This is a genomic window from Shewanella algae (assembly GCF_009183365.2).
In the GTDB taxonomy this organism is placed as follows: domain Bacteria; phylum Pseudomonadota; class Gammaproteobacteria; order Enterobacterales; family Shewanellaceae; genus Shewanella; species Shewanella algae.
The window spans coordinates 4,481,914-4,502,952 of sequence record NZ_CP068230.1; the positions used below are offsets into that span (position 1 = coordinate 4,481,914).

General features: G+C 51.5%; 20 protein-coding genes. 8 read left to right on the top strand and 12 right to left on the bottom strand.

The genetic code is table 11. From position 1 onward, the window contains the following. The first annotated feature begins 205 nt into the window (after window positions 1–205). The 4 genes from E1N14_RS19930 (at window position 206) to E1N14_RS19945 (ending at window position 4,165) form a co-directional block, all read left to right on the top strand. Window positions 206–1,003: a winged helix-turn-helix domain-containing protein gene (locus E1N14_RS19930; RefSeq protein ID WP_025010078.1), complete on the top strand. Its 798-nt coding sequence runs from the start codon at window positions 206–208 to the stop codon at window positions 1,001–1,003. Further along, window positions 991–1,491: a hypothetical protein gene (locus E1N14_RS19935; RefSeq protein ID WP_025010079.1), complete on the top strand. Its 501-nt coding sequence runs from the start codon at window positions 991–993 to the stop codon at window positions 1,489–1,491. The genes E1N14_RS19930 and E1N14_RS19935 overlap by 13 nt, the downstream gene beginning before the upstream one ends. 157 nt (window positions 1,492–1,648) lie before the next feature. Next, the gene (locus E1N14_RS19940; protein WP_025010080.1) at window positions 1,649–3,169 is read left to right on the top strand and encodes a YifB family Mg chelatase-like AAA ATPase; all 1,521 of its coding nucleotides are present in this window, start codon (window positions 1,649–1,651) and stop codon (window positions 3,167–3,169) included. A 99-nt stretch (window positions 3,170–3,268) separates the two neighbouring features. Continuing rightward, window positions 3,269–4,165: a LysR substrate-binding domain-containing protein gene (locus E1N14_RS19945; RefSeq protein WP_025010081.1), complete on the top strand. Its 897-nt coding sequence runs from the start codon at window positions 3,269–3,271 to the stop codon at window positions 4,163–4,165. A 102-nt stretch (window positions 4,166–4,267) separates the two neighbouring features. On the opposite strand, the gene phnX is transcribed toward E1N14_RS19945, so the two are convergent. The 6 genes from phnX to E1N14_RS19975 all read right to left on the bottom strand — a co-directional run bounded on the left by phnX (window position 4,268) and on the right by E1N14_RS19975 (window position 9,913). Then, window positions 4,268–5,077 carry a phosphonoacetaldehyde hydrolase gene (phnX, locus tag E1N14_RS19950; RefSeq protein ID WP_025010082.1) on the bottom strand — a complete coding sequence of 270 codons (810 nt, stop codon included), beginning with the start codon at window positions 5,075–5,077 and terminating at the stop codon, window positions 4,268–4,270. Next, window positions 5,065–6,192 carry a phosphonoacetaldehyde reductase gene (locus tag E1N14_RS19955; protein WP_037436805.1) on the bottom strand — a complete coding sequence of 376 codons (1,128 nt, stop codon included), beginning with the start codon at window positions 6,190–6,192 and terminating at the stop codon, window positions 5,065–5,067. The genes phnX and E1N14_RS19955 overlap by 13 nt, the downstream gene beginning before the upstream one ends. Before the next feature lie 18 nt (window positions 6,193–6,210). Further along, a complete protein-coding gene (phnE, locus tag E1N14_RS19960) occupies window positions 6,211–7,014 on the bottom strand; it encodes a phosphonate ABC transporter, permease protein PhnE (protein ID WP_045283250.1) in 804 nt (267 codons plus the stop codon). Continuing rightward, window positions 7,008–7,835, bottom strand: coding sequence for a phosphonate ABC transporter ATP-binding protein (gene phnC, locus E1N14_RS19965; RefSeq protein WP_025010083.1), 828 nt, complete (start codon window positions 7,833–7,835; stop codon window positions 7,008–7,010). Before phnC ends, phnE begins: the two co-directional genes overlap by 7 nt. Window positions 7,836–7,851: 16 nt before the next feature. Beyond that, the gene (gene phnD / locus E1N14_RS19970; protein WP_062793633.1) at window positions 7,852–8,700 is read right to left on the bottom strand and encodes a phosphonate ABC transporter substrate-binding protein; all 849 of its coding nucleotides are present in this window, start codon (window positions 8,698–8,700) and stop codon (window positions 7,852–7,854) included. A gap of 109 nt (window positions 8,701–8,809) precedes the next feature. Beyond that, complete coding sequence (locus E1N14_RS19975; RefSeq protein WP_025010084.1) at window positions 8,810–9,913, bottom strand: OprO/OprP family phosphate-selective porin; 1,104 nt, start codon at window positions 9,911–9,913, stop codon at window positions 8,810–8,812. A gap of 215 nt (window positions 9,914–10,128) precedes the next feature. On the opposite strand from E1N14_RS19975, the gene E1N14_RS19980 reads away from it, so the two are divergent. Further along, a complete protein-coding gene (locus E1N14_RS19980; protein ID WP_025010085.1) occupies window positions 10,129–11,559 on the top strand; it encodes a PAN domain-containing protein in 1,431 nt (476 codons plus the stop codon). 116 nt (window positions 11,560–11,675) lie between these two features. Next, entirely contained in the window at window positions 11,676–12,044 is a 369-nt protein-coding gene (locus E1N14_RS19985; RefSeq protein ID WP_051541835.1) for a YbbD-related protein, read from the top strand. An 86-nt stretch (window positions 12,045–12,130) separates the two neighbouring features. Here E1N14_RS19985 and caiA read toward each other — a convergent pair whose 3' ends face one another. Beyond that, window positions 12,131–13,267: a crotonobetainyl-CoA dehydrogenase gene (caiA, locus tag E1N14_RS19990; RefSeq protein WP_025010087.1), complete on the bottom strand. Its 1,137-nt coding sequence runs from the start codon at window positions 13,265–13,267 to the stop codon at window positions 12,131–12,133. A 348-nt stretch (window positions 13,268–13,615) separates the two neighbouring features. On the opposite strand from caiA, the gene E1N14_RS19995 reads away from it, so the two are divergent. Further along, entirely contained in the window at window positions 13,616–14,263 is a 648-nt protein-coding gene (locus E1N14_RS19995) for an MBL fold metallo-hydrolase (protein WP_025010088.1), read from the top strand. Between the two features lie 48 nt (window positions 14,264–14,311). On the opposite strand, the gene E1N14_RS20000 is transcribed toward E1N14_RS19995, so the two are convergent. The 5 genes from E1N14_RS20000 to fixA all read right to left on the bottom strand — a co-directional run bounded on the left by E1N14_RS20000 (window position 14,312) and on the right by fixA (window position 19,360). Further along, window positions 14,312–15,631, bottom strand: a complete 1,320-nt coding sequence (locus E1N14_RS20000) for an MFS transporter (RefSeq protein WP_062793634.1) — start codon at window positions 15,629–15,631, stop codon at window positions 14,312–14,314. A gap of 357 nt (window positions 15,632–15,988) precedes the next feature. Next, complete coding sequence (locus E1N14_RS20005; RefSeq protein WP_025010089.1) at window positions 15,989–16,276, bottom strand: 4Fe-4S dicluster domain-containing protein; 288 nt, start codon at window positions 16,274–16,276, stop codon at window positions 15,989–15,991. Then, window positions 16,273–17,565, bottom strand: a complete 1,293-nt coding sequence (locus E1N14_RS20010) for an FAD-dependent oxidoreductase (protein WP_062793635.1) — start codon at window positions 17,563–17,565, stop codon at window positions 16,273–16,275. Before E1N14_RS20010 ends, E1N14_RS20005 begins: the two co-directional genes overlap by 4 nt. Before the next feature lie 60 nt (window positions 17,566–17,625). Then, the gene (locus tag E1N14_RS20015; protein ID WP_025010090.1) at window positions 17,626–18,576 is read right to left on the bottom strand and encodes an FAD-binding protein; all 951 of its coding nucleotides are present in this window, start codon (window positions 18,574–18,576) and stop codon (window positions 17,626–17,628) included. 10 nt (window positions 18,577–18,586) lie between these two features. Then, a complete protein-coding gene (gene fixA, locus E1N14_RS20020; RefSeq protein WP_025010091.1) occupies window positions 18,587–19,360 on the bottom strand; it encodes a putative electron transfer flavoprotein FixA in 774 nt (257 codons plus the stop codon). A 537-nt stretch (window positions 19,361–19,897) separates the two neighbouring features. Between fixA and E1N14_RS20025 the strand changes: the two genes are divergently transcribed. Continuing rightward, complete coding sequence (locus E1N14_RS20025) at window positions 19,898–21,004, top strand: hypothetical protein (RefSeq protein ID WP_129586084.1); 1,107 nt, start codon at window positions 19,898–19,900, stop codon at window positions 21,002–21,004. Window positions 21,005–21,039 lie beyond the last annotated feature (35 nt).

The window sequence follows — 21,039 nt, forward strand, 5'->3', positions numbered from 1 at the left end:
CGCAGTTATAAAAACTAATAAATGGAGCCTAAGGGATACCCACTATTGACAACACAAGCATTGAGCTTAAGAATCAATAACTTGCAAAATTAACACTCTATTGATTAATGAAACATTATCTCAACAACAGGATTTTTTATTACTTATTATTAGGACGTAAAACATGTAGAAACTTAAATTAAAAACAAAAACAATAGGAATAAAAATGGACATCACTAAAGGTAGGAAAATAATCACAGCTCGCCAAAACAACGACAACCCAATTATCAAAACAGACACCAAAGGATATAAATGTTCAATTCCAGAATTTTATATATTAAAAGAGCTATACCTCAGTCGAGGCCAAGCAGTAAGCAGAGATAAACTCTTGGATGCCGGCTGGCATGGAAGAATTGTTTCCCCAAATTCCATTCCAGTTGCCATTGCCAATCTGAGAAGAATATTCAGAGAGATTTCCGGCAACAACATTATATTCACCAAGAAAGGTTTTGGTTACGGCCTTGATACACTTCAGGGCAATATCCAGCTGGAGTTCATCAATGACAACATCAATCCCGTTTATACCGAAGCGGTAACGCCTACCCCACAAAAGACCAACTTCAGCTTAAGACGAATTCTGTATATCACAAGCATATCATTGGCATTATTCTTTGTACCATTCGCAATAACAAAAGCGCTGACACACACACCACCCAGAATAAAAATATACACCAACGGAATAAATAAGATAATTACTATATCAAGGATCAAGAACACAATAGACAAGCAAGCCATAAACTCAGTCATTGAAGAACTAAACTATCAACTCATTGGCACTGTAGACTTCTATGAAATTGGGAGAACAATAAAGGATAACAGAGACACTATTATCTTGAGCCATAGATCAGGTTTATTTTCGATCGACTGCATTAATAAATCGCATAACAGTATTAATACCTATGTCAGTTATGCAGATGCCTCAATACTCAATAAGCTGAAGGATGGAACTGTATGCCAAAGTTAAAGAAACTGCTGCCAATCACCATCCCTCTAGCCCTCTTGCTGAGTTCCATCATCATTAACCTTCTATATGACTATCACGAGGTTCAGGACATAGATGGCATGTACCAGATGATCAAGGAAGTAGAAGGCCCTGATAAGCAGGTCAAGCGCATCACTTTTTCCCTCTACATAGATATTGATTCAGAAAGCTTCTGGGGGCTGTTGCAACTGAGTGACAACAAAGAAAAAACGGATGGGAAAATACTCTTTTCCGGCAAGGTCTCCAGGCTGGTACTGCACGACAATGCAGTTCAGGTCGAACAGGTTAAAGTCTACCCTGTCTCAGCCGATTCGCTGGAAGTCTTGTTTGCCAACCCTGCACTGTCACTGTTGAAGCTCTTGCTGGCGACTGACTATAAAGTGGTGTGGCACTACACTTTGGTCGACCAAATTTTCTGCTTCTCCAATGAAACAGACACCAGTCTAAGGTGTATGAAGAAAGTCATCTAATCCCGCCTTCCAGGGTGATAGCTATTGGTGCAGTCCATTCCCGGGTTCTGGAAACCTCTGTCGATAAGGCCAGAACCGCTATTCCCTCAAGCCACTGTAAATCCAGGCAACTGCTACACTCTACTGAATCAGGGAAGCGCACTACAAAGGAACTGTTATGCCCATAGCCAGAGTTGCCACCCGAGCCGCCAAAGGTGTGGAGGCGCCTCAGGTACTGGTCGAAGCTCACCTCTCCAACGGCCTGCCGGCCTTCAATCTGGTGGGGTTGCCGGAAGCTTCGGTCAAGGAAGCCAGAGAAAGAGTCCGCAGCGCCATAATCAATGCGGGTTTTGAATTCCCCATGCGCAGGATAACCATCAATCTGGCACCGGCCGATCTGCCCAAGCAAGGTGGACGTTACGACCTTCCTATTGCCATTGGTATTCTGGCAGCATCCGGGCAACTGCCACTGAAATCTCTGGACGATCATGAATTTGTCGGTGAGCTTGGGCTGTCCGGTGAGGTCAGGCACTGCACTGGTATCCTGCCGGTGATCATCGCCGCCCGTCAAAGAGGCATCAAACTGGTGTTGCCACAGGATAACCGCAGTGAGGCGGATTTGGTGGGCTATCAACAGTGTTGCCTGGCCCAGCACCTGCAACATATCGCCGCCTATCTGCATGGACAGCAAACCCTGCCGGGGATAGTACCGGGAACCGAATGGCTGGAACAGTCCAAGCCGAACTCGAGTGACTGCCTGTCGGAGGTCATAGGCCAATATCAAGCCAAACAAGCGCTGGAAATCGCTGCCGCCGGCGGGCATAACCTGCTGATGCTGGGGCCACCTGGCACAGGCAAAACCATGCTGGCCAGCCGGATAATCTCACTCCTGCCCCCCATGAGTTATGAAGAGGCGCTGGAAGTGGCTGCGATTCATTCAGTGGCCGGTATGGCTACTGAGCCGGGGGAGTTTTATCGCCGCCCGTTTCGTGCTCCGCACCACACCAGCTCCGCCATCTCATTGGTGGGTGGCGGCTCGATTCCCAAACCCGGCGAGATTTCACTGGCTCACCTGGGAGTGCTGTTTCTCGATGAAATTGCCGAGTTTCCCCGCAAGGTACTCGACTGCTTGCGTGAACCCATGGAAACCGGCCATGTCATCATCTCCCGCGCCGCAGCCAAACTGCGCTTCGATGCCCGTTTTCAACTCATCGCCGCCATGAATCCCAGCCCATGTGGAGATGCCGGCCCGGGAAGCCGCGCCAGCCCAGAGCAGATCCGCCGTTACCTGGCCCGGCTGTCAGGCCCTTTCATTGACAGATTCGACCTCACCATTGAGGTGCCAAAACTCCCGCCAGGCGCCTTGACTTCAGATGCGGCGCAAGGTGAAACCAGTGAGCAGATAGCCGCCAGAGTAGCGGCAGCGCGGGAACTACAACTCAGCCGCGCCGGCGTACTCAATAGCCAGTTGGGCAGTAAGGCATTGAAGCAGGCAGGTTTCAAACCCGGCGATCTGGCGTTTCTCGAACAGAGTGTCAATCAGCTGGGATTATCGGTGCGCAGCTTTCATCGGCTGCAACGAGTGGCGCGCACCATAGCCGATCTGCAGCTCAGCCCCATGGTCGAGCGACGCCATCTGGCCCAGGCCCTGGGTTATCGGGCGATGGACCGTTTGCTGGCCAGCCTGCAACAGCTCTGATCTCTGCTCTTATATCCTGGTTGTATCCAGGTCATGTCATAGTGGCGTCATAAATTGGTAGCAAAATTATGCCATCAGCCCCTGTTTACTCGTGAAAAGATGTCCAAGCCTCAAATTTCACTCGCTCAGATCCGCGCCTTCTGTGCTCTGGCGCAGCAGCGCAGTTTTAAAGAGGCCGCCGAACACCTGCAAGTATCGCAACCCTCTATCATCAATCAGATAGCCTCTTTGGAAGAAGCCTATGGCGCCAAGCTATTTCTGCGCCAGCGGGAAAATAATCGCCTGACCCAGCTCGGGGTGGCACTGTTGCCTTCATTCAGGGCAATACTCAGCCAGCTGAAAGAAGCCGAGTTTATTTTGCTTTCCCACAGCATAAGCCAAACCGGCGAGCTGCATATCGCCGCCGTCAACCCTGTCAGACTGTCGGCCATAGTGCGCGAGTTTCGGCTTATTTACCCCAACATCAAGGTCAATATCACCTTTGCCGCCTCCAACAAGGTATTGCAACTGCTGGAGACAGAAGCTGTGGATGCCGGTTTCTTTGTCCTGCCACAGAGTCAGCCAGGGCTGCAGGCTTTCCATTATTATCGCTATAAGCTGATGGCGATTTTGCCAAGAGACCATCGGCTGTGTCGTAAGGACACCCTGAGCATAGAAGACTTTGCCAATGAGGAGCTATTGATCCGCGAGCCAGGTTCCCTGACCCGCAAGCTGTTTCTTGGCGCGCTGAAAAACGCGGGCATTGTCCCTCAGCTTGCCTATGAACTGGGCAGCCGCGAATCGGTGCGCGAAGCTGTCGCCCAGGGCCTGGGTATCTCTGTGGTGGCCGAGGATGAGCATACGCCCCACGAACAGATAGTAACCAAGCGGATTGTCAGTGACCAGCTCAAGGCCAGCAGCAGCCTGGTGGTACACAATAAACAGCTCAACTCCCCCATGATAAAGACCCTGATAGCCCTAGTCGCCCAGCACAAGGATACCCAGATAAATGTTTGATCCCGGCTTGCCGGCACTGGTTAAACGCAATCCAGCCATACAAAAAAGCAGCCCTTTCCTGCTGGAGAATAAGGGCTGCTTAACAGTGATTTTGCTTGAATATCAGGGCCGCTCACCCCGTGCCAATCTGGCGTTGATATCCAGCACTACCTCAGGCAACTGCGCAATAGTATCAATGATGTAGTGCGCCCCTGCAGCAGCCAGATTGACAGAAGCGGTACGGCGGGCAAACACCTTGTCGGCCTCTGTAGCAGCCAGAAAGTCTGCCAGTGTCATACCGGATTCGTTACCGGAAAGACTCAGACCTACAGTCCACATGCCGGCACTGCGCCCTTCGTGAATGCCAGGCGCCGAATCATCCACCTTGAGGCAATGTCCAACATCGGCAATCCCCAGATTGAGCACGTTTTGCAGCGCCATCCAAGGGCCTGGACGGCCACCGGCACTGAGTTCACCGGTAGCGACCACAGAGTCGGGAACAAAGCCGCGCGCCTTGGCCGCCGGCAACAACTCAGCCATCACTTCCCTAGGATAACCGCTGCAAGAACCTATTTTGATCTCTTGCTGCCTGAGCCAGGCTACTGTCTCCAGCGTCCCCGGGATAAGGTCGGCAAACTCGCCGACCTTGGCAATTTGCAACGGCATAAAACGCCGGTAGATAACATCGACATCCTCCTCACTCATAGGACGGCCGAATTGCGCCAGCCAGCGTTCAGCGATGGCTGGAGTATCACCCAGAGCGCGAATATGGTCCCACTTACCCAACCCCATGGGGCCACGGGCTTCCTTGAGTGAAAGTTCGAAATCGTAGGCCTGGGCAAAGGCCTCGACAAAGATACTGGTCGGTGCAAAGGAACCAAAGTCCACTGTGGTTCCGGCCCAATCGAATATCACACCCGCTACTTTTGACATGAAATTACCTCATCCATCTGAAAACTTTGTTGATAGAGCGCCAACAGGCGCTGCGGGTCGCCGCTGAAGTTGCGCCCTCGCTGACCATCGGCCGCTTCGGCTACCAGTGCCAGCCACTGCTGGGGCCGATAACCATAACGTCTGGGGTCAACATCGATACCCAGCCTGAGCAGTAGCTGTTCCAACCGCTCTGCGGCCAATAGTGGCTGGCAACCAAAAATCTGCTCCAACAGCGGCTGTACCTGGGTATCGCCACTCATGGCGCGGATGATCATCGGCAGAGTAAAGCTGCATGCTTGGCCGTGGCTGACCCCTTTTTCCAACGTCACCCGGTAGGAGATGTTATGTGCCAGTGAGGTCTTGGTATTGGAAAACGCCAATCCGGCAAACAGGGAGGCCAGCTGCAGTGTCTCCCGTAGTGCCAGTTCATGACTGCAAAGCTTAAGCCTAGGTAGCTGAGATAAAATCATCTGTGCTGCTCTCACTGCATATTGGCTGCTCAGCGGATTCCGGTTGTGATTCCACAGGCTTTCCAGCGCATGAGACAGGGCATCGAGTGCGGTAGAAATGCTGAGATTCAGTGGCAAACTCAAGGTCAACTCGGGCTCCAACAAAGCGCTCCGGGCATAAAGCGCCGGGTGCGCCAAGGAGTGCTTACGCTGCATCTCGGGATCCCAAACCGTGGCCCAGCAGGTCACTTCGCTGCCGGTACCCGAGGTGGTGGGAATCGCGATATAGGGCAAGGGCGCCACGGGCTCGGCTCCATTGAGCATGGCTCTCAGGCGGTCAAAATCGCCCCCTGTGGCACAAAGTACCTTGCAGGCATCTATCACCGAGCCACCGCCCAACGCCAACAGCAGCGCTGGCTTGGCTGGCAGGGCCTGTAATTGCCGACACAGACGCTGCAGGTTGGCCAGTGAAGGATTGTCTTCCACATCGGTCAAGCAAGCCCGTGGAGGCCTACCGGCTGCGGCAATCACCCGCTCTGCCATGGTCGTAAACGTCTGCCCTGGGTGGGTCAGCAGCACGTAGTCTTGTTGTGCCACCCGGGATTCAAGGGCGCGCAGGGCCCCCAGCCCTGTAATTATCTCTACAGGATTGTGATATCTGTACATCTTGTTGTGGTCCTGAAATCAGCGAATAAAACTGCGTAATCTGGCGGAGATGATGTCGGTAGCAAACACCAGCAAGAGGATAACCAGCACACAAGCGGCGGTATTCTCATACTCGAATAACTTCATGGTGGTCATCAGCTCAAAGCCTATGCCTCCGGCGCCGACCATTCCCAGAATAGTGGAGATACGGATATTGGCTTCCAGGCGGTACAGCACCACCCCGATCCATGCCGGCAATACCTGTGGCAGTATGCCGAACAGCACGATTTTCGGCGTCGAGCAACCTGAGGCGCGCATCGCCTCTATCGGGCCCTGATCTATCTCTTCAATCGCTTCAGAGAAGAACTTGCCCACCATGCCTGCACCATGCACTGCCAACGCCAGCACACCGGCAAAGGGCCCAAGGCCAACGGCGGCTACGAAGATCAGTGCCAGAATAATTTCATTTATGCCCCTGAGCACGTTCAGCACCTGACGACTGCTGTGATAGAGCCAGGCGTTGGGTGACAGATTACGGGCAGCCAGTAAGCTGACCGGCACGGCCAACACTATGGACAACAAAGTCCCCAACAGCGCAATTTGCAAGGTCTGCAGCGCCGGGTCTATCAGGTTGTCAGTGATATAGCTTAGATTGGGAGGCAACATGCGGCCGATAAAGTCGGCTATCCAGGGCAGTCCCTGCACTAATTTGCCAATTTCAGTGTCTGTGCCTGTCACCGTCCAGCTGAGTGTGGCCAGCGAGACCAAAGCTATGGGCAGCAACACCCACCAGCCCATGGGGCCACGTGGCGCATTGGCCACAAATCGATACTGTTTCAACATAGGGCCTCCTTCAACACCGGTGCGCCGGCCTTCTTGCGCCGCAGTTCCTCGGCGGTGCGACTGACCAACTTGGCAATGCCTTCATCTTCCAGGCCGGGATAGATCTGCGCCACTATCTCGGGGGTCAGCTCCTCGGGCTTGCCGTTGAAGACTATGTGGCCGCCGGAGATCCCTATGATCCTTTGGCCGAATTCCATGGCGTAATCTATCTGGTGCAGGTTGCAGAGCACGGCGATGTTGTTCTTGCGGCTCACTTCGCGGATATACCCCAGGATCTGCCTTGAGGTCTTGGGATCGAGACTGGCCACTGGCTCGTCGGCCAATATAAGGTCAGGCTCCTGGGCCAGCGCCCTGGCGATGCCAACCCTTTGCTGCTGGCCGCCGCTGAGGTTATCGGCGCGATTCCAGGCCTTCTCCTCCAGTCCAACCTGGGCGATGGCGTTCAATGCCGCCTCCACATCCTGTTTGGGAAACAGCTGCAACAGACAGGCCCAGAAGGGGATCTTGGCCATGCGCCCGGTGAGCACGTTTTTGATTACAGATAAACGATCAACAAGATTATGATGCTGAAACACCATCGCAATTCGCTGAGATAATATTCGGTAGGCATGCTTGTCTCCCACCGGATAGGACTCGCCGTCGATCAACACCTCACCGCTGGAAGGCGGCGTCAGGCGGTTGATGCAGCGCAGCAGCGTGGACTTTCCCGCCCCCGAGGGGCCGAGTACCACGACAAACTCACCGGCTTCGACCTTGAAGTTGATATCTTCCAATACCCGGGTCTCGCCGTATGCTTTACTCAAGTTTCTGACTTCAATCATCTTTCTGACCCTGCCATTACTGCCGTGCCAACTTGGCAGCTTCGCGGACAACATCGTATGCGGCATCATCTGTAGCCACATAGCGATTGACCTCACCCTGATCGCCAAACTGCAGATTCTTCAGGCTCAGGAAGGCAGTGCGGATCTTCTGCTTGTCTTCTTCGGCCAGGTCTTTACGCCAAACCATGGGAGACTCGGGGATAGCCGGCGAGCGCCAAACCACACGGTATTCCTCACTGCCGATCATGCCTTTGTCGACGGCGGCACTGAGGATCCTGTCGGCCACAGTCGCAGCATCCACCCGGCGATTTTTCACTGCCAGTATGTTGGCATCGTGAGCCCCTGTGTAGATGAGGTTGGCAAAGTCGTCTTTGGGTTCAATACCGGCATGCTTCAATCCCACCATAGGAAACACATAACCTGAGGTGGAAGTAGGGTCGACAAAGGCGAAGTCTTTACCCTTAAGATCCTGAATATCTTTGATATCTGAATCGGCTCTGGCGATGATCTGGCTGTGATAGGCCACAGCGCCCTTCTTCTTGGTTTCGGCCACCACAAAGGCCTCAACATCCGTGACCTGAGTCGCCTTGACATAAGAGAAGGGACCCAGATAGGCGATATCAATATGCTTGGCTCTCAGCGCTTCTATCACCCCGTTGTAGTCGGTAGCAACAAAGCCTTCGACCTTAATCCCCAATTGTTTACCCAGTTCATCCATCAGCGCCTGTGACTGTTTGATCATGGCGCGGGAATCTTCCGATGGGATCAAGGCTATTTTCAGCGACTCCAATGCCAGCGCACTTTGGCTGAAAATAGCCGCCCCGGTAAGGCTCAGAGTGAGCAGCAGTTGATTGAGCTTGTTCATCTTGTTTTCCTCGCTGTGCTATTAAACCTGCGCCTGCCGGCGTAACAGAAACGTCATTATTACGTCATATCAAGACAGAACTGTGACAACCCCAGGCGCAGCCATTGAATTAAAAGGCGTACTGGAACCTGGCCCGCAGTTCACTGCCGCTGAACTCGTTCCCCAGCAGGTCCTCGGCTTCACCCTTGGAGTAGTTGAGGCCCAAACGGACATTTTTATCTGCGTAGTAGTTCACCCCCAGGGTGTACATATTGCCGTCGTACACTTGAGTGCTCTTGTCCAGGCCAATATCACCATAATTGCCGTCGCCCTGTTCGAACCTCAATACCAGCTCCCAGGCACCATAGGCATTGCCCGGTTTGACCCGGCCGAAGTTGCCTTGCTTGTAAGGACGGGATTCCCCGGTAATCACCCAGCCGCCCTGAACATAGAAACCGTCGAGATCTTCATCGCCGAACTCGCTGCCGAAGTATTCCGCCTGCAAATGCAAAGGGCCGCTACTGGCCGCCAGTTCCAGGCCATAGCCCTTGACCTCATCTTCGCTGACATCGGCATCACGCTGGGTGTAGCTGGCGCCTAAGTGAATAACGGCATCACCTACTTGGTAGGGGGTATAAGTAAAGCGACCTGTCATCGCCTTATGTTCGAAGTCGTTGCCACCGTCGCCATCTGACTCAAATACCCCCAGGGCATAGGTCCAGTTGCTTCCGACACCGTGCAGTTTGACCCCGAGCGCCCGGCCCGGACTGTGCAGTTCAGTCATGGCACTGCGTTCGAGGGCTGAAATATCCTTGGAGCTCATCAGGCGTTCCAGGCCGAAAGGCTCGGCCTGTTTACCTATGGTGATCTGCGCCTGTTTGCCAAATCCCAGGTAGCTCAGATAGAGATCTTCGGCATTGCCTCCCTTGCCGCCGTCACTCTCGGCAATGTTGAACTGCGCCTTGTAACCCCAGTCACCGACATGCCCTTTGACATACAAACGTGCCCGGCGCACATCGAAGTCCTCGGTATCGAGCTGGTTATCTTTTGATTCGGTGGCGTCATAGTCGAATTGCAAGCGACCACCCAACTGAAAAGTGGCCGATTTGTCGTGATTGGCGACCTTGATGCCGCCATCAGTATTCAGAGTAAATTGCAACGGAGCCGATTCTTCGGCCAGGGCTGGAGTCGCCGCCATTATGGGCAGCAACAGGCAAGCTAAGGTGGAGCGCATTTCATAGGTCCTCGTCTGTGTTCGAATGCAGCCATTCTCAACAGAGGCAATGACACTCGGGTGACCCGGGGCTTGCTTTTGCCTAGCCGTAATTAACTAAAACTGAATCAGGATTCACAGCCCCGTCATTAGCTTTCACTGAAATAAACCGGGAACCCATAACCGGGGAAGAGGCAGATACCCACTTGCCTTCCCTATAAAGCAAGGAGCTAACAATGAAAACTTCACCCCTGAGTCTCAGCCTATTGCTGCTGGCCGCGGCCGGCGCCCAGGCGAGCGACAATCCGCTGTCCAGGTTTGAGATGACAGACAATGCTGCGATTTCCGGTTACAACTCAGAGAAGTTGTCCGGGGTAACCGCGGCTCAATGTGCCAGTGCCTGTCTTGAGGAAGGACGCAGTTGGTGCGTCTCTTTTGATTATCACAAACAGAATCAATCCTGCGATCTCAGCGACAAACGCGCGGCCGATGTCGGTGGACTCAAGACAGATTATCCCGGTAACCCCTATGCCCATTACAGCTTAGAGCCAAGTTCACTCGAACAGTTTGTTCATGTGGAGCAAGCCTTTTTACCCGGGTACAACAGCGAACAGCTGCCCGGCCTGAGCGCAGAGGCCTGTGCCGATGCCTGTGTCGATGATCAGAGAAGCTATTGGTGTCAGTCATTCAACTACCACACCCAAAGCGGTAATTGCAGCCTCAGCAGCCAGAGAGCCGCCGACGTAGGTGGCCTGCAGCTCAATAAGGGGCAACAGCCGATGGACTACTATGAGCGCTTCGACAGCCACGGCATCAAGAACCCGATACCCGGTAATAAACACATTCTGGTGATAGGACTGGACGGTTTGAGGGGCGATGCCATCCAATGTGAGGATTGCGCCGAGACGCCGGCACTGGATAGCCTGATTGCAACAGGCGCCTTTCACAACAATCTGCTGGCCGGTGGACACCAGTCCACCTTCAGTGGGCCAGGTTGGTCCAGCGTCTTCACCGGATTCTGGGCCGATAAACACGGCGTCCACTCCAACGACAGTAGCCTTGTGCTGCAAAAACCTCATGTCTTTGATCTGATAAAGCAGGCCTACCCTACCGCAACCACGGCGCTGGTTGCCGATTGGTTCAATCTGACCCACAACCTGAAACCCGCCAAGGCCGATCTCGTGGTCAGCAATGCCAACAAGAACTCACAACAGGCTACAGACACGGTCAAACAGTGGCTGGGCTGGCAAAACCCACCCACGGCCATCTTCTACTATCTGCATAACACAGATATTCATACCCATGCCTATGCACCACTGCATCCCACCTATCAGCAAAAGATACGCGACGAAGATCAGCAGATAGCCCAAGTGCTGCAAGCGCTGACCTCAAGGCCCAACTATCAGGACGAAGAGTGGTTGATTCTGGTGACTTCAGATCACGGCGGTTTGGGAACCGGTCATGGCGGCCAGAGTACCGGCGAGCGCAATACCTTTCTGATCCTCAACAACAGCCTGGATAACCCGGGCATTAGCCCCTATTGCCAGGGAGATTTAAGCCAAACCGCCATGACGCAGGTCGATGGCGTGACCCCACATATCCTCGATTTCCTCGGGCTTGGCAACAACACTGAAGGTGTTATACATCCAAGCTGTGGTAAGCATTAACCAGCCGATGGGTGGACACTGAGTTCAGTGCTCACCCATCAATTCACTTGGCTTCAGACTAGGTACAGGCCGCCTTTGTTACAGTAAAACGCCATTTCACTGACAAGGAGCCCAAGATGAAACCACTGATGCGTTCCCTTTCCATCAGCTCCATGCTGACATTAACCGCCTTACTCTGGGGTTGCAGCGATGTCATCAGCGAACAATACCCCACCGAGGCCGAAGCACGGGCTGAAGGAGTATTCGAGCGAGGCTGGCTGCCACCGATATTGCCGCCCTCGGCCACGGAGATAAAGGTCAACAATGATCTGGACAACAACAGCTCCAGCGGCAGTTTCCGTCTGCCCGCCGCGGCAATGAGCGAGTTCACTTCTCAGTTAAAAGCCGAAGAAGGCCTGGCCAACAGCTGGTATTACCGCGAAGGCGACTCCCTGTGGATCTTCCGCCTGACCCAGGACGGAGTTATCCAGTACCAACTACAGTAAGACTTCAGATAGGTAACGGTTGCAGCTTGGCCAACAGGAAGGCCAACTCGGCCACATTGTGGGCGGTATCTGTCTTTACCTAAAGACTAGACATACTCCCGGAGCACTTCCCGACCCAGCGTCAGCACCTGCATCTCTTCCGAGCCGCCGGAAACTCTATCGACCCGCAGATCGCGCCAGAAGCGGCTGATGCGATGCTCGCCGGTGATCCCCTGGCCGCCAAACACCTGCATGGCATTGTCAACCACATCGAAGGCCGCCTTGGAGCAGTAGAGCTTACACTTAGCGGCATCGCCCGGGGTCATCTGGCCGTTGTCGGCCTTCCAGGCGGTGTGATAAATCATGTTCTTCATGTTGGTGAGCTGCACCGACATATAGGCAAACTTTTCCTGGATCAGCTGTGTCTTGGCGATCGGCAAGTCAAACTGTACCCGCTTGTTGGCATAACGGGCGGCATCTTCGAAGGCGCAATAGGCGCAACCATAGTTGCTGCAGGCTATGAGGAAACGCTCCAGATCAAACTCCTTCTTCACCCTGGCAAACCCGTTGCCTTCGGTACCGAAAAAGTCCTTTTCCTCCAGCTCTACATTGTCGAACTCCACCACACAGCAACTGTCCATCTTCAGTCCCAGCTTGGGCAAGTGGCTGACAGAGATCCCCGGTTTACTCATGTCGACAAAAAACTCGGAGAAAACTGGCTCGAAGCTGGCGGAATCTTTGGCCATCACCACCAGGTAAGGGGTCTCGGCGGCACTGGTGATATAGCATTTGGTGCCATTGAGGTAGACCTTGCCCTTCTTTCGGGTATAAGTGGTCTGCAGGCTGCGTACATCCGAGCCGGCATCCGGCTCGGTGACCGCCGAGTTCCACACCTGTTTGCCGGTACCTATATAGGCCATGATCTTGTCGATCTGCTCCTGGGTACCTTCCTGCAATATAGTGGGAAAACCCGCCATCTGATAAAGCACATAGGTTGGCGCACCGAGGCGCCCCAGTTCTTCCCAGATCAAGGCCAGAGTCACCAGACCGGCATCGCTGCCGCCGTATTCTTCCGGAAGCAGCAAACTGTCCAGCCCCAGCTTGGCCAGCTCTTTGACAAAACGTTCAGGATATTCATTGTTGTCGTCGCAGGCGGAGAAATAGCGCTCCCAGTCCTCCTGTGACATCAGGTCTCTTACTCCTGCAATAAATGCTTCTTGTTCGTTTGTCAGTCGATAGTTCATCGATACCTCAGCAAGTTTTCATCAGTAAGCAGGACGCCTGTCTAAACTCTGCGACAGGTACCTACGGCAGTATAACCCCAGGCATATTCGAGTCAATCCAGAGAGAAATGCTGGAACATGGTCAATATTATAGAAATTAGCCCGCAATCCCTTTGAGCCATTTCACAATAATCCAAGTGAAATAGATTATTGAACAATAAGGTATAAATTTAAAGCCTGAAGCAATCCATTTAATTAATTTAAATATAAAATCACAGAAAATAATTTTTGATTTATTGAGCAATATCAATCAATAGAATCTATCGACAAGTAAACTCAGTTTATAGTTATATAATTGTGGAGATATAAATGACTCAAAATGTAAATTTCAAAATTATTCCTGTAACTCATTACAAACAAAATGCTTGTATTGTTTGGCAAGATGGTTGCAACAAGGCCGCTGTAATAGATCCAGGTGGTGAAGTAGAAAAGATAACAAGCTTTATTGAAGACAATAAACTGGAGCTGGATAAGATACTCCTGACCCATGGTCATATAGATCATATCGGCGCGGCCAGATTATTGGCTAAGAGTTCATCGGCCGAAATACTCGGCCCTCATAAGGATGATACTTTTCTGTTTGATATGTTGCCGGAGGAATGTCGTCTATATCAATTTCCCCACTGTGATGTCTTTTATCCAGACCGTTTTCTTGAGCAGGATGACACTATTTGGGTCGGCGAGTTACAACTTCAGGTGATTCATTGCCCGGGCCATACACCAGGCCACCTGGTATTCTTTGCCCCGGCGGCCAAGTTGGCCTGGGTTGGCGATGTGCTATTCAGACACTCCATAGGCCGCTGCGATTTTCCCGGCGGGAATCACGCGGCGCTGCTGGATTCCATCAAGAACAAACTCTGGCCACTGGGGGGAGATACCTGCTTTATTCCCGGTCATGGCCCCATGTCCACTTTTGCTGAAGAGCGGCGCCACAACCCTTATGTCGCCGACCGTTGAAGCCGTTGCCGCCTCCCATGAGGCGGCGATTTCTTAGTATTTGATAAGTCAGTGCTTTACAAATCCTGCAACACTGGTGTCCGCCAGGGTCATGCCACGGGTTTCCGGTGCCAGCAAGATGGAAACCACCAAGCCCAACAGTGAAATACCGGCACCGGCCATCATGGTCCAGGAAACGCCATAAGCGTTCATAAACACAGGCAAGGCATAGGTCGAGAGTATGGTGCCTATACGGCTGAAAGACATCACGGCACCCACGGCCGAAGCGCGGATATCGGTAGGGAACAACTCATTGGGGTAGAGCCACTGCAAGATCCCAGGGCCTCCGGAGCAGAAGGCGTACATGCCAAAGGCCGCAATCACTACCCAGATACCAGGCGAGGAAACCAGTCCCAGCATGGCCAGTGACAAGGTCATCATGGCAAAGCTGATGATAAGCAGTGGTCGACGGCCCATGGAATCCAGCCAATACATGGCCGGAATACAACCTATGATAAAGAAGGTACTGATAATAATGTTGCCAAGCGCCGAGTCTTTGCCATCGTAAAAACCCAAGGCCCCGACTATCTGCGGCCCAAAGGTGTAGATGGCAAACATGGGAATGATCTGGCAGGTCCAAATTGTGCCGATAAAGATGATCATGGTGAAGTTGCGTTTTTCGAACAGCTTACGATACTGGGTATCGATCTTCTCTTCCGCTTCAATATGAATATTGCCGCCAAAGTACTGCTGCATAACTTGTTTGTACTCGGCGATACGGCCCTTGCGCAGCAGCCAGCGTGGCGACTCGGGTAGATGGAAACGCCCAAGCAGGATTACCAGACAAGGGATCAGGCCGCTGCCGAGCATCCAGCGCCAGCCACCTTCAACTTCATAAAGCAGATAACCTACCGCATTGGCCGCAGTAGCGCCCACATACCACATCAAGGCTATGAAGCCCATGGTAAAGGCCCGCTTCTTGGTTGGGGAAAACTCGGCCACCATGGAGGTGGCAATGGGGTAATCGGCCCCTATCACTACCCCGATAAGGAAGCGCATCACCACTAACTCTATCGGCGATGAAACGAACATAGTGGCGACAGATAACACGGCTATCGCTATGATATCTATTAGAAACATTAACTTACGACCGAATAGGTCGGCGATGTAACCAAAGAGTGCGGTACCGACAAATAGGCCCACCAGGGTAGATGCCCCAACCAGGCCTATCCAGTTGGCATCCAACTGCATTTCAGGGATCAGTTGCTCAAGCGCCAGGCCAATAATGACCAGAATATAACCGTCGAGGAAGGGACCACCACTGCCCCAAAACATGATTTTCTTATGTAATGGCGTAAACTCCATTTCATCGAACTTTTTAGCTTTCATATGCTAATCTCTTATATTAAACCAATAAACATGGTTGATTTATTCGTTCACAAAATGTGCCATTAATCTTCAGCCTGATTTCTCAGTCGAGAAATACTGAATAAAAAATGGGACTAAAACAAATCTGAAGCTCAAAAGTGAGAAAACGGTTACAGTTAGCAAACTACATAAGTCGCAGACAAATCTTTAAACAGGTTAAAAGTTAAAACAAATAAGAGCACAGCGCTTCAAGTTAAGCATTATCAAAATCTGTTTATTCAACAGGCCTAACAACATTAAAAGTGCATGCTCTCATTTTGCACAATCGAGCTCGTTAGAAAACTAACTTAAATTCAGATTTAAGGTTTTCAAGCGGCACTAGCCATAACGATATTCAATACCGAATGTACCTCTGGGATATTCCCATTTCTTGATAATGGTTTCACCGCAAAGCATTTTACAGGTGCCACATTCCAAACAACCGGCAGAGTCAAATTTAAGGCTGCCGTCGTCCTGAATTTTATAGAGTCCTGCTGGGCAGGCGTTAACCAACTTACGGAATTCATTGATATCCGGGTTTTCAACAAGCTCAATATGTGGATGTCCCTCATCGACATAGAACTTGTTCACCCCCAATTTCACATCAACATTGACTGGCTCGCTCATATCGCTGTCATCCCCTTAATACCATCTTTAATCAGATTCATATAACCCACTTCTTTGGCATGCTTCATCAGGGTCTTGCGCAGAGGTTGCGAGGCGCTGCCATCTATGGTGAACATCTCCTGCATAATGTCGGCGACCAGCTTGGGGTACTGATTGAAGATCCTTGGGTTCTCCATAAAGGCGGGTAATTTCTGGTACAGCTTGAGATCTTTCATGATGAAGCTGTTGTCCAACAGTGTTTGATAGGCACCGAGTCCGGCGGCACTGAAATCATTCTTGGCCTTGGCGGCAAGTACGGCTCTGGCGGCGGCCTCACCGGATGCGATAGCCAAGTCCATTCCGCGGACCGTATAGCCCACGTTGAGACAGAAGCCTGCCGCATCCCCGGCAATCAAGACACCGTCATCCACCAGCTTGGGCAGCATGTTCAGTCCGGCCTCGGGAACCACGTGGCCTGAGTACTCAAGCAACTTGCCGCCTTCAATCAAAGGCTTGATCGCCGGATGATTCTTGAAGTCTTCCAACATCTGCGGCACTGTCTTGGAAGAGGTTTCTATGTGGTGCAAGCCACAAACAATCCCCAAAGAAACAGTGTCTTTATTGGTGTAAAGGAAGCCCCCGCCCAAGAGACCATTGGAGGGTGAACCGGCAAACAGCCAGGCAACGCCTTCATCACCGCTGACATTAAAGCGATCCCGTATCTGCTGCTCTGACAGGGCGATAAGCTCCTTGGCTCCGACCGCCATGGCACTGGATTGCACCTTGGGCTTAACCATGCCTAGCTGTTCCCCCAGAAGAGGGTTGACCCCTTCAGCCAGAATCACTGTCTTGGCCAGCAGTGAGTCGCCATCGGCCTCCACCCCTATGACCTTACCGTCTTCCTTGAGGATTTTTTCAACCCGAATACCGGTAATAAACTGAGCACCGGCTTCCTCGGCTTGTTCGGCCAGCCACTGATCGAAAGTGCCCCTGAGCAGAGTATAAGATTCCTCTACCGACTCCTGACCACGGCCGTTGTGATAGTCCAGGGTTACTGCAGTATCATCAGTGAGAAACGATACTTTTTCCTTGGTAACCTTACGCTCCAGCGGCGCCCGTTTGGCAAAATCGGGCATAATCTTTTCCAGGCTGTGGGCGTAGAGTCTACCGCCAGTCATATTCTTGGCCCCGGCATAGTTGCCGCGTTCAATCACCAGAACATCGGCGCCCTGACTGGCCAGGACATAGGCAGCAACGCAGCCGGCGAGCCCGCCTCCCACTATGATTGCGTCAAATGCATCTTCTGACATGCTGATCCTCTCTTGAATTCGAGACTACCGGCCCCTTGAGCCGGTAGCCGGGCCAGATAGTTAGCCTTTGAAGCTGTTCAGCAGGGCTGGAACTATCTTGTTGATATCACCGACAATGCCGTAATCCGCATACTGGAAGATGGGGGCATTCTTGTCTTTGTTGACAGCAATAATGGTCAGGGAGTCGTTGACGCCAACCATGTGCTGGATCTGACCGGAAATCCCTATGGCCATATAGACATCAGGCTTGATCATCACACCTGAAACCCCAATGTAGCGCTCACGCTCCATCCACTTTTCAGTTTCGGCAATCGGACGGCTGCAGCCCAGTTCGGCACCAACCTTGGCGGCCAGCTGTTCAATCAGCTTCAGGTTATCCTGCGAACCTATGCCATTGCCCACACCGATAACGCGCTTGGCCTTACCCAGGTCGATATTGGATTTTTCCTTTGGCCGACGTGCCAGGCAACGAATGCCATTGGCAGGGGCAACAAATTCCAGAGTGATCGTTTCGGCGCTGCGGCCCGCTTCTTCGGCTGGCAACTCCTTGAAGGCGCCGGCGGACAGAGTCACCACAGCAATTTGAGAGGTGATCTTCTCTTCGCCGATGGCCAGGCCACCGTAGACCAGATGCTTGGCACCGACATGGCCTTCGCCATCGATTGTGAGTTCGGCGGCATCATTGAAAACCCCGGCACTCAGGCGCACACCCAGCTTGGCGGCCAACGCCTTGCCGCGGCGGCTGGCTGGCAACAAGACCAGGGACGCCTGCGCTTCGGCTTCAATCGCCTTGGCCATGGTCAAGGCGTACTCTTCCACTATGCGGTTTGAGTCCTTCTCGCCCAGGTGATACACCTTGCTTGCGCCCAATGCTGCAGCCCTGGCAACCTCATCGGCACCACCCAAGACGAATACAGAAACACTGTCACCCAGTTGCAGACCGGCGGCCATGACTTCGGGCAGACGAGCAGCCTCGCTGCTGAAAACCCAAACATTTGCTAGCTTGTTCATTTCATCCCCCTCAATTCAACACATTGCCAATATGGCCGACAAACTCGGCAACCTGGCCTTCATCATCACCCTCGATAATGATCTGCTTGCGGGCCTTCTGTTCAGGCGCAGTAATAGACACCAGCTCCACGAGCTGCGGGATCTCTTCCAGCGCCAGTTCGGCATAAGCCAACTTGTTGACCGGCTTTTTGCCCGCCGCCAGAATGGCTTTCATTGAAGGGATTTGAGGTTCGTTGATATCGGCAGAAACGGCCAACACGGCAGGGAGCGACAACTCCAACTCTTCAACTTCGTCGTCCAGCTCGCGCTCAACCCTGACCATACCGTTGGCGACTTCCAGAATTTTGCTGACACCATTGATGCAAGGTACTTGCAGCAATTCACCAAGCAGCAAACCTACCTGCTGGGCGTAGAGGTCACCCGAACCGTCACCGCAGAGGATCAGCTCAAACCCTTCCTGCTTGGCAGCAGCAGCCAAGACTCGGGCAGTTTGATGGGGCAGCGCCTGCTCCAGCTTGGGATCGCAAACCAGGGTCAGCGCGTCCGGGCCTCTTGAGAGGATATCTTTGCAAGCTTTGGGGGCGGCCAGTGCATCTGCGCCTATACTCAACGCCGTAATGCTGCAATCGCTCTGGGTTGCCTTGATTTGTACCGCAGCTTCAACGGCACACAGATCGAATTGGCCTATCTTTTTGTTTACATTACTTGTATCTACAGGAAGGTTGGGAATGACTTTGATATCCTGCTCTTCCGGGACAAGCTTATAACATGCAATGATCTTCATCTTATCTCCAGTCTAAGTATCACTATAAACATTCGTCTCTACTGGTTTACATTCCTCAACATTGGTGATCTGAAACCCATAATTAATAAAATTTCAGGCTTGCATCACACAAAGTCGCACCCTCCTGGGTAACGAAAGGGAATAAAAGTCCACATCCATTTAGATATCAATATGTATGGATAATAGATTAGTTCACCTTAACCAAATTTAGAGTTGCTTAATTGATTATCAGATTAATTAAATAAACCTCTCACAATCCATCAGCGTCATTTTATTAATACAAGCTATTTTCAATTAAGACCAAACAAATTCGTTTGTTGAGCCACTTTTTGTGAGCAACATCCAATTTTTCAACCAAATTAAACAAAACCTGATTATATAACGACCTTCAATGGTTCATTTTTACCGTTTTTATTGATTTGCATCACACATTTCCGAGCAAGGTAACAATCCATTGACCAAAAGTGTGATGCGGGAATGTTTTTTTATTCATGACCGAAACCATAATCGGTTCAAATTAAAAACGGAGGGTGGTTAATGAATAAGTTTAAGCTAAAAAATCTAAGCTTGATGTTATTAGGATTAACGCTTAGTGCGCCAAGTTTGGCGGTGGACATCAGTGGTTCAATAAGAGCGAACTACAGCATTAAAGATTTTAGTGACGCTTCAAAAGCTACGGGTGGTGATTTCGATTTCAACACCTTGGGAATAAAACTCTCCCAGGATTTTGAAAACTATGGTTTTGTCGCCGAATATCGCTTTGCCGATGGTTACGACTATCTTAAAAACGGTTATGCCTATTGGAATGCCAATGAAGATCTGACCCTACAGCTCGGTGTGGTCAGCAAGGCATTCGGTAACAAGAACTTTGCTTCCCATAACTGGTGGTACAGTCTCAACTACTACCTTGGCTTCGAAGATGACTATGGTGTTGGATTCAATATCAACCATAAATTCAATAACTTCGAAACAGACTTTTCCTTCATCCAGAGCTCTCTCTACAAGGGCAGCGACTATCGTAACTTCGCTGGTACCATAGGTTCGGGCACCATAGACGGCACAACCTATAACAACAAGGAATACAACACTGTCAGCTTGCGCGAAAGCTACAGATGGGAAAATGACAACTGGCAGGTGCTCTTGGGAGCCTCCGTTGAATACGGCCAACTTTATAATCCGGTGGCCGATGAATCAGGAGACAACCTCAACTATGCCGTACACCTGGATGCAAAATATCGTGGCTGGGGTGTACAACTTCAATATTTGAAGTATGACTTTGATCAATATGATGATGGTCAAATAGATACTTCAAAAATTGGTGTTGGTGCAGTTAATGGCTTCTATGAAGTAGCAGCCAAAGGCGACATCATGACATTCAACCTGTCAAAAGTAGTCGATACCCAATGGGGTGGCCAATTCACCTTCTACAACGACTTCAGTATTTTGACACCAGATGAATCCAACTTTGACGACTCAGTACTGAATAGCACTGGGGTCTCACTTTCTTACAAACAATTCTTTGTGTACGTCGATTATTATCATGCCAAAAACGTTGTGTGGCTGGGTGACAATAGTCTGGGCCTGAAAGACAGCGATAAGGAGTGGAATGGTCGATTCAACATTCACTTGCAGTATTGGTTTTAATAACTGAGCTATTTAGCCAGTAGCTCAAACCCAAA